The following is an 11358-nucleotide window of genomic DNA, read 5'->3' as shown; positions in this document are numbered from 1 at the left end:
GCCGTGTCGCGCGGTCCCTTCCCGCCGGAAGGGACCTGTCCGGCCGCGGGGTGTCTCAGGTTCCGGGCTTGCGGCCGTAGACGAAGACATCGTCGCCGTTGCGGAGCAGGCTCCAGTACTTGGCGGCGTCGGTCTTGGTCATGTTCACGCACCCGTGCGAGCCGGGCGGTGCCCAGACACTGATGCCGACCGAGTGGAACGCCTGGCCGCCGTCGAAGAACTGGCTGTACGGCATCGGCACGTTGTACAGGCTGGAGACGTGGTCGATGTGGCGCCAAGTGATCTTCTTCAGGCCGGTGCGGGTCTCGTGTCCGTCACGGCCGGTACGTACCGCGACCGGTCCGTACGCCAGCTTCGTGCCGTCCTGGATCCAGCTGAGCTGGAGCGTCAGGTCGACGCAGGCGATGCGGCCCTTGTTGGTGGGGCACTTGCCGGCCTTGTTCGGGTTCGTCCCGACTGCTTTCTGTTTGTTCATGAGATCCATGACGCCCCAGGTGACGGGGCCCGCCAGCCCGGCGTTCGGGCTGATCGAGTGCTTCGTCTGGAATGCCTGGATCGCCTTGCAGTCGGCGGCCGACTGCTTCCCGTCCACCGGGCGGCCGAGGAACTTCTCGACCTGCTTCTGGTACGGCCCGGTCTGCGTCGTGCACGACGCCGCCTGAGCGGTCGTGCTCCCCATGGCCAGAGTGAGCGGGGCCACCAGCGCGGTGATCCCGAGTGCGACGACTCCTCGTCGGCGAATGTCCCCCACGGCTGTCGGCTCCTTATGCGCGTGTGGTGCGAGTTCCGCCTGGTAGACAGCGCAGGGGGCGTAGGAGTTGCACGTGGAAGGAAGACGGTTCTGTAACAGCGCCGGCGCGGACCTTCCTGGTCCTGTCCGTGCACCTCAGCGACAGCGACCCCGACCGGAACTTCTCCGAAGCGGTCACGGCCGCGGCGAACGCGTCCGCGCCGGCGCCATCGCCGTCGGCGCGCGCGAACAGCGGTCCCGGGGGCAGGGCCCGCCCTCTCTGGGCGGGCCCCGCTGTCGCTCGCGTCCTCGCTCGCGTCCGGAGAAGGCCGGTCAGTTCTTGACCGGCCACTCCAGCGGTTCCTTGTAGTAGCCCCGGGTCAGTTCCACCGCGGCGGCCTTCTGGCCCTCCGGGATGAGGAAGGCGGTGCAGATCTTCTCCGACTGGCCCGCGGCCAGCTTCTTTCCCGAGTCCGGTGCCGGGCAGTTGGGCCACTTCGCCTCGCCCATGATGACGATGAGGGCACGGGTGCGCTGGCCCGTGTTCGTCCTGACGGCCAGGTCGCCGTCCATGTCGCCGATCTCCATGGCCTTGCCGCTCTTGTGGGTGAGCGTCGACCAGACGTAGACGGGGACCTGCGGGCCGTCCTCCTTGTCCTTCTTCAGTCCGGAGTTGTCCATGTCGGCCTTGGTGCCGGTCTGCACCTTGGTCGGCGTGACCGTGTACTTGGCACCCGACGATGCCTTCATGTCGCTTTCCTGCTCCGGGCTGGCCTCACCCAGGCGGAACGTCTTCTTCTCGTCGGACGCGCCCGAACCGGACGCGGACGCCTGGGAGCCGGAGCCGCCCCGCTTCTTCCCCGAACCTGAGTCGTTGCAGCCGGTCAGCGCCAGGGTCAGGGCCAGAGCACCCACCGCCGCCGGTACGGCGCGAGTCCACGTACGCATCTCGTTCTCACTTTCCCCGTTGAATGTCCCGTTGCCCGGCCGGGGCAGCTCGCCCGCACGACCGGACCGTCGATCTCCCGCCGATCCTGCCAGAAAAGGATCAACGCCCTCGCAAGAGGGCCGTACCCCGGCGGCCTGACCGGCCGCCGGGAGGGTTGCCCCGTCAGCGCGGTGGGCACGGGCGCCGTGCACGTCGAGCACGGTCCGGAACTGCTCGCGCGCCTCGCGGACACGGCTGTCGCCACGTAGGCGCGGCCCAGGCGAAACCGGATGTCCATCTCCAGCCAGTCTTAGCTGAGTTCGGTGAGTGGGGACAGCAACTGGTGTTGTGAACCGCGAGCCGTAGCCCTCGCCGAGATCCCGCGCCCACCCCGGAGCCTCCGCCCCGCTCCGCGCATCATCAGAATTACATCCGCATTGCAGCGCCTTCCGAAATGGTTTGCAAACGCGGCGGCCGTCCAAGGGGGAACGGCCGCCGCCCCGACCCGAGGAAGGGGCACGAACGTGACTGTCATCGACCGGTCTCTCACGGCGTTGCTGAAACAGCGGATGCTCTTCCTCACACGGGAGCGGAGCGATGCCGCCGAGATCGTGTACGTATGCGTGGACGACGGGCTCCCCGGCGGCTATCCGGTCGGCTACGTCATGCCGTCCCGTGCGGGAGCCTGGTTCGCGTACGCCCGGGTCCGCCCCGGCCGCGTCTTCGCCTGCGACCAGGTGGACGCCGGCCTGGCGAGCATCGATGCGGCCGTACGCGCCGTCCTCGGCCATGCCCGCTACGGGGACGTCCTGTACGCCCTGGAACGGGGAGTCGGCTCCGACGCCACGTACACCACCGTGTTGCACCGGGACCACGCCGCCTGGCTCACCGCGCTCGACGAGCCCGAAGGCATCACCCACCTCGGCGGCGGCAGGGTCCGTTTCACCGGTCCCGCCGTCGCATACCTGCGCGGTCTGCCCGAACGCCTCGGCTGCCACGTGGACGACGAGGACCGGATCTGGCTGGCGGGCGAGTCGTACCGGTTGATCCGCGAGCCCCGGGACACCGGCGAGGCGCGCCCTGGAGGACACGCGGGGTGACCGGGGCCGGCCGTCTTCCTCACGCTCGGAGAGCACGAGGCCGCCGGGCGTGAGCCGGCTGCGGACCGGTGAGGGATGCCACAAACGGGGCCGACCACTGGCGCGCGAACGCCGGCGAGGCTACCGTCGCTAGGTAGAACGACCGGTCTTCCTGCCTCTGGTGGAATGGCCTCTCGGCCTTCCGGGCGGGACCGCCTCCATGCAGAGAACTGCTGGTGGGCCCCGGCGCACGTCGAAGAGAGATCAATAAGTTCTATGAAAGCAACCCGCGCCCCGGCCTGGCCGGGGCCTCGCAGAGGGCCACTGTTTCGCCCGGTCCTGCTGGGATCAGCCGTCCGATCGGATGAGCCGGACCGCGTTCAGCAGGGTCTTGTGGGCGGCCGTCGAGTCGTCCAGGTAGCCGGCAGCCATCGCGCCGTCGTACAGCATCAGCAGCGCACCGGCGGCCGACTCCGGGTCGGCGTGGCCGAGCCGGGTGAGCAGATCCTGGAAAAGGGCGCGGATCCAGTCCCGGTGGGACGCCACCAGGCCACGGACAGGATGGTCGGCGTCCGGGTACTCGGCGGCCGCGTTCATGAACGGCGATCCACGAAATCCGCGCTCGCGGGCGTGCTCGGCGATCGCCTCGAAGATGAGGTCGATCGCTTCCGCGGGCGGGTGCGCGGCGGCCAGCGGTTCGGCCACCTGCTTGTAGTAGGCGTCCTTGGTCAGCAGGTAGGCCACGACCAGGTCGTCCTTGGAGGCGAAGTGCCGGTAGAAGGTCGCCTTCGTCACCCCGGCCTCGGCGATCAGCCGCTCCACGCCGATCGCGCGGACGCCCTCGTAGTAAAACAGCCGCGAAGCGGCCCGGACCAGGCGTTCGCGGGGCGGTAGTTCTCCCTCGGTCCTGGTCTCTCGACGCGTGGCGTCGGTGCTCTTCTGCCCAGTGCTGCTCACTTCCCCATTGTGCCCTCGGCACTGCCTCGAGCGGCCTCCACCCCCGTACGGCCCCACCCATAGGGCCGTCCTCCCCTGTCCCGTACGGCCTGCAGCAGCGTGGCCGTTCACCGAAAGGCTTGAACCCATGAATCGTCGTCTTGAAGGAACCGTCGCCCTGGTCACCGGAGCCTCCAGCGGTATCGGCCACGCCACCGCCCTGGACCTGGCCCGCGAGGGCGCCTCCGTGGCCCTGGCCGGCCGGCGCGAGGACCGGCTCACCGACCTCGCCGCCGAGATCACGGGTGCCGGCGGCAAGGCCCTGGTCGTGCCCGCCGACATCACCACATCCCAGGCCGCTGCGGAAGCGGTCGAGCGGACCGTCGAGAACCTGGGCCGCCTGGACACGCTGGTCAACAACGCCGGCCTCATGCTGCTCGGGCCCGCCCCCGGTGCGGACCTGAACGACTGGCGGCGCATGATCGACATCAACCTCATGGGCCTGATGTACACCGCCCACGCGGCCGTCCCTCACCTGGTCAAGGCCGCCGCCGAGGGGCCGCGTCAGGTCGCCGACATCGTCAACATCGGCTCACTCGCCGGCCGCACCGCCTTCGCCATGTCCGCCGTGTACAGCGCCACCAAGTTCGGCGTCGGTGCCTTCAGTGAGGCACTGCGTCAGGAACTGGCACGACAGCACGTCCGCGTCTCCGTCATCGAGCCGGGCAGCGTCGACACCGAACTGCGCACGCACAACCCGGCCGCCATCCAGCAGCACATCGTCGCCGCCCTCGGCGACATCGAGCGGCTGCAGAGCCAGGACATCGCCGACACCGTCGGCTACATCGTCACCCGCCCCCGGCACGTGGCCGTCGCCGAACTGCTCGTACGCCCCACCGAGCAGGTCTGACCACCAAGCCCGTCCAACTCCGTGGCAGGCCGGGATCATCAGCTCCGGTTGAACCACCCGCGTCTATCCGTGCTTTATCCGAGTGGGGGAGAAACTCTCCCGAGCCGCGTCAAAGTGTCTTCGGATGTTGGGGGCTGCGCTGTCGGGTCCGGCGACCCAGAAGTCGTAAGTACGCCCGTTCTTGGTGTATCGCAGATCGATCGAGCGACGGCGAACGCCTGAGGTGGCGTCGTACCAGGTGAACTCCCAGACAGCGGCAGGTGCGCCGTTGTGCCTGAGCCGCTCCAGGCGGACTCGCCGGTATTTCGGGTAGTCGCCGGCCGCCGAGGTGCCGGTGCCGTCGTTGTCCTGTGCCGAGAGTTCGGCATACGGGTCCCCCTTGCCGTCAGGCGGATTCAGATGGACGCCGAGCCCATAGGCCTTGTCTGCCGAGTAGTAGAAGATGCGGCGCTTGTCCTCATACGGTCCGGTCCAGTCTTTGCCGATCTCCACGGTGAATCCGGCCGGATCGCTGATCGCGCGGAACCCGGGGCGGGCGGCTGTCGGTGAAACCGGCGGTGCGGCTTTGCCGCTGGGGGGAGTCGCGGACCGTTCGGCCAGCAGGGGAGGCACGGCATAGACACCCGCGGCGGCGAGAGCGATGACCGTCGAGCCGATGAGTGCACGGGCGATCCAGCGGCGGGAGGCGCGACCGGGAACCTGTGCCGGGTCTGTGTCTTCGGGCCGGACGGGTCTGCGCCGGTCGGCCGGAGGAGCGGTGGGCCGGCGTTCCTCGGAGGCCATGCCGGTCCCGAGCTCGGATCGCCGCCGGTCGCCGTGGGCACGAGCGGATGTGGCGGTATGGGCCGGCGCCTTTGCGCGGAGTGTGAGTCCGTCTGGCGACGGCGCGTCGGGGCGCTCGGCGGCAATCAGCAGGGACCGGGCCATTGATGCCGTGATCCGCTGCGCCGGGTCCTTGACGAGCAGGCCCTCGATGACCTCGCTGAGGCGGCCGGCGTTCCGGGGCGGGTCGTACGTGCCGTCGAGCACGGCCTGGAGTGTGGCGAACTCGCTGTTGCGGCGGAACGGAGAGCGTCCCTCGACCATCTCGTAGAGGGTTGCTCCCAGGGACCACAGATCACATGCGGGGACGGCTCTCAGACCCTGTACGCGCTCGGGCGACAGGTAGTCGAGTGTGCCGATCATCGCGCCGGGCACGGTCAGGGTGTCTGCGCCGGCCACCGCGGCGATGCCGAAGTCGGTCAGAACGGTACGGCCGTCAGGCCGGGTCAGCAGAAGGTTGGACGGTTTCACATCGCGGTGCACCACACCGGTCGCGTGGGCCGCGATCAGCCCGTCCAGTGCCTCGCGGGCGATGCGAGCGGCATCGCCGACCGTCACGCGACCGATTGTCAGTTCCTCCGCGAGGGAACGTCCCGTCACGAGTTCCATGATGATCCACGGCCGGTCGTCGTCCATGACGACGTCGTGAATCTCGACCACGTTCCGGTGCTGGACCAGTGCCGCGGCCCTGGCCTCCCGCAACGCCCGCTCCGCCCGTCGACGCCACTCTTCGGGGTCGAGATCGACGCGTGCCCGGATCTCCTTGACCGCGACCGCACGCCCCAGCTTCACGTCCTGGGCCGCCCATACCGCCCCCATGGCTCCGCGTCCGATCAGCTCGTTCAGCTGATAGCGGCCCGCGGCCAAGCCCCGAACTTCAGGTTCGGCCATTCCCCGTCCCCACGCCTGCTGTGCTCCGTGGCCATGCCGGGACTGTTACCTGCCGTCAGGCCTTCGATCTCCCGAGATTCTGCCTCAATGCACCACCAGCGCGCCCGGGGTTGTACATAGGGGCCGGCTCAGCGACAGCACCCGCCGAATCCAGGAGCGGTTCGGCTCCCCACCGATTGCCGGTCTCCACTGCTGGGTTCGGGTTCCGGCTCCGACATCCGACGGCGGCCGAGACGCACGGCCCGGGACTGCCGTGCCCGCCATGGGTGACAACCCTGATGGGCAGTCACATACCTGCGCACGACCGCCGCATTCCCCTCACACCCGTGCCTCTACCCTTGAGGACTCGGGTTGATGGTTCACGAACAACGGCGGAACGGAGCGTGCGTTGACCGCGGGGGAAGCGCATGGCGGAGAGCTGACGGGCAAGGTACTCGGCGGGCGTTACCGGGTGACCTCCATGATCGGGCGCGGCGGCATGGGAGTGGTCGCCCGGGCGGTGGACGAACTCCTGAACCGAGAGGTCGCCGTCAAGGTCCTGCGGGCCTTCACCGACGCCTCCGCAACCGAACTGGCCGACCTACGGACCCGGATGCAGCGGGAGGCGCAGGCCGCCGCCCGTATCCGGCACAGCGGCGTGGTCACCGTGCACGACGTGACCGAGGAGCAGGGCCTCCCGGTCATCGTCATGGAACTCGTCGACGGGCCCTCGCTCGACGACGTGCTGATGGAGCGCGGCGCACTGGAGCCGCACGAGGCCGCGGGGATCGGCGCCAAGCTGATGGACGCACTCGACGCCGCGCACCGGGCCGGTGTACTCCACCGGGACGTCAAGCCCGGAAACGTGCTGCTGGAGCACGGTGGGCGGGTCGTGCTCACCGATTTCGGCATCGCCAGCATGGAGGCTTCCGGCGACGACGCCATGGCCAAGCTGACCCAGAGCGGTCAACTCGTCGGCTCTCTCGACTATTTGCCGCCGGAGCGCGCGCAGGGCAGGGAACCTGGTCCCGCGTCGGACATCTGGTCGCTCGGCATGACGCTGTACGCGGCCGTGGAGGGCACTTCACCGTTCCGCCGGACGTCCGCGTGGTCCACGTTGGCGGCGATCGTCACCGAGCCCCTGCCGGAGCCCCGCCGGGCGGGACCGCTCGCGCCGGTGCTCCAGGCGCTGATGGCGAAGGAGCCGGAGAACCGGCCCACCGCGGAACAGGCGCGCGGCATGCTGGAGCGCGTCGCCTCGGGCGGGACGGTGAACCTCGCATCCGCCGCTCCGACGCCGACGCCGACGCCGACACCCGCTCCCGCTCCCGCTCCCGCGGTGGGTCCCGAAGCTGCGGCCGCCGCCGCACCGGCCCCCGGGTTCGGTCCCCCGCTGTTCCCCCAGCCCGCCCCGCAGCCTCAGCCTCCGCACGCCGGCTACGCGCAGCCCGACCTGCCGCCGACGCTGCCGCAGAACGGCGCGCCGGTCGCGGGCCACGCCGGAGTCCCCGCTCCCGAGACGAGCCGGACGGCCGCCCGTCGCGCACGGCGCCGCGGCAACCGCACCGTCGTCGGGGCAGCGGCCGCCGTCGTGCTCCTCGCCGCAGGCGCCGGCATCACCTACGCCCTGACGTCCCAACAGGGCGGCAGGACCACGGACGGCGCACAGGCGACGCCGCCCGGCGTCGTCTCCCCCGCAGACAGTTCCTCGCCGACCGGGAACAGCACCCCGTCGCCCGCCGGTTCTCTCACCGCGTCCTCGAAGGCGTCGACCTCGGAGGAGCCGGACGGTCACGAGGACGAGGAGCCGGGCCCCACGAAGAAGCCCGGCGCGGAAGGCGACAAGCCGGCCGAGAGCCCGTCGGCCTCCCCAGAGACCAAGCCCAGCCCGACGGTGAAGGAGCCCACCCCGGTGTCGACGGCCTGCACCGGCTGGGCCCACGAGAACCGCAGCGACGGCTACGGCTACCTGGCCGAGACGTCCCACCTCTACACCGGGCCGTACGCGGAATGCCAGTACGTGACCGTGGTCAAGACCGGGGTGAAGCTCTACTACCACTGCTACATCACCAACGCCTACGGCAACAAGTGGATCTACGCCCGTATCGAAGGGACGAACACCGAAGGCTGGGCCTCCAGCACCAAACTCACCAAGGAGAGCGGCACCCTGTCCCGCTGCTAGGTGCGCTGCGCGACGCTGCTCACGCGGAGAGGCCGAGTTCTTCGGCGTAGAGGTCGGTGTACGCCGGGCGGGTTGGCGTACGCCCTCGACTGCAAGAACATTCCGGCGGCGGTCATGGACGTCCTGGGTCGGGGGGTGCAGTGCGGGGCATGAACCGAATGGCCGCCGCGTGCGTCGTGTGAGGAGGGAAGGTGTGCCGAGGCGGCCGCCGCAGGTCGCGTGAGCCTCCGGAGGAAGCGTGGAGATGAACACGGGCGTGTTGGTCTGTGGGTTTGCGGGGGCGCTGGGCGTGGGAGCCGCGATCCGTGACTGGATCGTGGTGGCAAGGCTGTGCCGCGACGGCACGCGCATCGGTTTCGTGATCACTCCAACATCGTGACGGTCTACGACGTCATCAGCGAGGGGGGCACCCCCTGGATGATCATGCAATTGGTAAACGGGTGCTCGTTGGGCTGCTGTGGTGCTGCTGCGATACGCGGTGTCGTCTCAGGCCACGGCCGGCCCGGAGTGACACCCGGCCCGGTCGGCACTGTCGCTCCTGCCCCCTCGGCAGCTGACGCGCGGCCGTCTGGCAACCTCTATGTGCATGCTTCGCGAGTCGAGCGGGCATTGTTGTTGGCGGCGGTCGGGGGGACCGATGGCTTTTCTGGATCAGATGCCGGTGCTGATCGGTGTGATGGTGGGCTCCGTAGGCTCGTACGCGGGGGCGGCCCTGCTCGAGCGCAACCGGTGGCGTCGCGCCAGAGCGGAACGCTGGGACGAGAAGCGGTTCCAGATATACACGGGTTACGCCAACACGCTCAAAACTCAAATACGCATCGCACAACGCCTGGGAGCGGCACGCGGCTTCCGCACTGTTCTGGATCCGATCGATCTGGATGACGGCATGCGGTTGCTCGCAGACGCCGAGTCGAAACGGGCAGCCGAGTGGGAATCAGTACTGCTGATTGGCGACGCCGACACGGTGAAGGCTGCACGCGCGTGGCACGAAACGGTCTGGAACTACGAGCTGTACGCGCGAGGTCAGCGGACAGGCTCAGAAGGCTGGACCCATGCCGAGAGCCAGATGAGCCAAGCCCGTGATGAGTTCTATGCCTGTGCACGACGCGACCTGAGCATTCCGGGCCCGCCGCCGCCATCCGGGAACTGGCCCCGCGCCTGGCAGGACGGCATCGCGTAGTGGCGCTGCCCGCCCTCGAAAGCGGCCGGTTTCGAAACGAGGCCATCTGCTTGGTAAGCCTGGCGCTGACCTTCGACTGGTCGTTCCAGGTCAGCAATCCTGTGGCGGTGCTGCACCTGCCAGCTGGTGTTTGCGCGCTCCCCGGCCCCGACTGACCGTGACTGAGCGCTCGTTCTGGCACGGATCTGGCACGTAGGCCGTCGCTGACACCTGCCTTGTAAGTTCAATCGGAAGCTGGTGACGGCCGTCTCGCAGGCTGCAACTGTGTACTTGCGAGGACCACGGCTGTCTTGGTGCCTACGACTTGGCCTGCTACGAAATGGCCTACGGGGCGTCGGCAGTGTTGGGAAACTCCTCGATAGCCCACCTGCGGAAGTGGAGAATCCCGCGCCCTCCGTGTTTACGCAGGACGTCCACCACTTTGCGTACCCGCTTTCTGTTGCGCGCTGGAACGTACAACACACACCCCCCGCGCTGCAATGCAGCATGGTGGACGCTCAGCGCTTTTCCCTCGTAGGCGCCACGCTGCAAAAAACGTGTAAGTCGCGCAACTAGCCCATGGCGAGAACCTTGGGAATCCAACAGGCGTGCTCCCTCCGGCCCGCACAGAAGGTGCACCCAGGACAGATCGACGCCCGCGGCCTCCAGGTCTCGGCAGGCCCGCTCTGCCTGTTCGTCGCTCTGGAAGACTGCCACTACACGCTGAACTGGATAGAGATAAAAGCGCTCTTCATTCTTGTGCGGCTGACCCATGCCGGATCTCTCCGTTTCCGTGCAGGCGCCCTTGTGGTTGCTGATGAGAGGCGTTCGGACCCCACGGCATGATCTAGTAACAACCCTAGCGCGAGCATGCGCTGCGCTCCACAGGGAAAGCGCCCCGGGGCGTCTTCAGTCAGCGGTGCCGCCCTCTTGAGGGCGGTGTAGGCGAATCAAGGTCGGCGGAGCGGCTTTGGGCAGGAGTCTCAATGACGAAGTCAAGCCGCTTGCGTGACCGGTGGGGCGGCGGTGAAGACCCGTCCGTCACGCAGCAGCGCCCACAACACGCTCGCCCGTCGGCGGGCCAGAGCGATGACGGCCTGGACGTGCTTGCAGCCCTCGCCGCGCTTCTTGAGGTAGAAGTCCCGGTTCGGTCCTTCGCGGATGATGCTGGTCTGGGCGGACATATAGAAGACGCGGCGGAGGCGTCGGCTGTAGCGCTTGGGGCGGTGGAGGTTGCCGGTGCGGCGGCCGGAGTCGCGCGGGACCGGCACCAGCCCGGCCGCCGAAGCCAGGTGACCGGCGTCGGCGTAGGCCGACAGGTCGCCTGCCGCGACGACGAATTCGGCCCCGAGTATCGGGCCCATGCCGGGCAGGGACTCGATGATCTCCGCCTGCGGGTGGCTGCGGAATGTCTCGCGGATCTGCTTGTCGATCCGTTTCAACCGGTCGTCCAGGGCCAGGATCTGCGCCGCGAGGTCGGCGACGATCTGCGCGGCGACGTCCTCCCCAGGCAGCGCGGTCTGCTGAGCCTGCGCAGCCTCCAGCGCGGTCGCGGCGACCGCGTCGGCGCTTCGGACATTGCGGTTGGCCAGCCAGGCCGTCAGTCGGGCCCGGCCGCGGCGGCGGATCGCGGCCGGCGTCTGGTAACCGGGTGTGTCCTGAACATGGATAGGAGTTGGTAGTAGGACAGCTTCTGGAAATGATGCTGTGCGAGAGATGAAGGATTCTGGCCCTTCAGAGTC

The 11358-nt window shown here is 68.8% G+C and carries 11 protein-coding genes; 6 read left to right on the top strand and 5 right to left on the bottom strand.

All coding sequences use genetic code 11. From position 1 onward, the window contains the following. Nucleotides 1-55 precede the first annotated feature (55 nt). Both AC0699_RS30125 and AC0699_RS30120 read right to left on the bottom strand, forming a co-directional pair. Nucleotides 56-751: a L,D-transpeptidase gene (locus AC0699_RS30125; RefSeq protein WP_478666580.1), complete on the bottom strand. Its 696-nt coding sequence runs from the start codon at nucleotides 749-751 to the stop codon at nucleotides 56-58. A 312-nt stretch (nucleotides 752-1063) separates the two neighbouring features. Then, complete coding sequence (locus tag AC0699_RS30120; RefSeq protein ID WP_478666577.1) at nucleotides 1064-1678, bottom strand: hypothetical protein; 615 nt, start codon at nucleotides 1676-1678, stop codon at nucleotides 1064-1066. A gap of 504 nt (nucleotides 1679-2182) precedes the next feature. Here AC0699_RS30120 and AC0699_RS30115 point away from each other — a divergent pair. Next, nucleotides 2183-2758: a hypothetical protein gene (locus tag AC0699_RS30115; protein ID WP_478666574.1), complete on the top strand. Its 576-nt coding sequence runs from the start codon at nucleotides 2183-2185 to the stop codon at nucleotides 2756-2758. Nucleotides 2759-3085: 327 nt separating this feature from the next. Here the strand turns inward: AC0699_RS30115 and AC0699_RS30110 are convergent, their stop codons facing one another. Further along, on the bottom strand, nucleotides 3086-3694 hold the full coding sequence (locus AC0699_RS30110; RefSeq protein ID WP_478666572.1) for a TetR/AcrR family transcriptional regulator: 609 nt from the start codon (nucleotides 3692-3694) through the stop codon (nucleotides 3086-3088). A 127-nt stretch (nucleotides 3695-3821) separates the two neighbouring features. On the opposite strand from AC0699_RS30110, the gene AC0699_RS30105 reads away from it, so the two are divergent. Continuing rightward, complete coding sequence (locus AC0699_RS30105) at nucleotides 3822-4583, top strand: SDR family NAD(P)-dependent oxidoreductase (protein ID WP_478666569.1); 762 nt, start codon at nucleotides 3822-3824, stop codon at nucleotides 4581-4583. A 63-nt stretch (nucleotides 4584-4646) separates the two neighbouring features. On the opposite strand, the gene AC0699_RS30100 is transcribed toward AC0699_RS30105, so the two are convergent. Next, nucleotides 4647-6296 carry a protein kinase domain-containing protein gene (locus AC0699_RS30100; RefSeq protein WP_478666567.1) on the bottom strand — a complete coding sequence of 550 codons (1650 nt, stop codon included), beginning with the start codon at nucleotides 6294-6296 and terminating at the stop codon, nucleotides 4647-4649. Between the two features lie 388 nt (nucleotides 6297-6684). Between AC0699_RS30100 and AC0699_RS30095 the strand changes: the two genes are divergently transcribed. The 4 genes from AC0699_RS30095 to AC0699_RS30080 all read left to right on the top strand — a co-directional run bounded on the left by AC0699_RS30095 (nucleotide 6685) and on the right by AC0699_RS30080 (nucleotide 9792). Beyond that, nucleotides 6685-8457, top strand: a complete 1773-nt coding sequence (locus AC0699_RS30095; protein WP_478666563.1) for a serine/threonine-protein kinase — start codon at nucleotides 6685-6687, stop codon at nucleotides 8455-8457. 238 nt (nucleotides 8458-8695) lie between these two features. Beyond that, the gene (locus AC0699_RS30090; RefSeq protein ID WP_478666559.1) at nucleotides 8696-8836 is read left to right on the top strand and encodes a hypothetical protein; all 141 of its coding nucleotides are present in this window, start codon (nucleotides 8696-8698) and stop codon (nucleotides 8834-8836) included. Between the two features lie 258 nt (nucleotides 8837-9094). Next, nucleotides 9095-9637 carry a hypothetical protein gene (locus tag AC0699_RS30085; protein WP_478666556.1) on the top strand — a complete coding sequence of 181 codons (543 nt, stop codon included), beginning with the start codon at nucleotides 9095-9097 and terminating at the stop codon, nucleotides 9635-9637. Then, nucleotides 9637-9792, top strand: a complete 156-nt coding sequence (locus AC0699_RS30080) for a hypothetical protein (protein WP_478666553.1) — start codon at nucleotides 9637-9639, stop codon at nucleotides 9790-9792. The genes AC0699_RS30085 and AC0699_RS30080 overlap by 1 nt, the downstream gene beginning before the upstream one ends. A gap of 819 nt (nucleotides 9793-10611) precedes the next feature. On the opposite strand, the gene AC0699_RS30075 is transcribed toward AC0699_RS30080, so the two are convergent. Then, nucleotides 10612-11358 (bottom strand): IS110 family RNA-guided transposase (locus AC0699_RS30075; RefSeq protein ID WP_478666550.1); only part of this gene is annotated, 747 nt, incomplete at its 5' end.

The organism is Streptomyces sp. NPDC043870 (assembly GCF_056435785.1).
The sequence above is the reverse complement of the archived record's forward strand: the minus strand, read 5'-3'. Positions and strand labels throughout refer to the sequence as shown.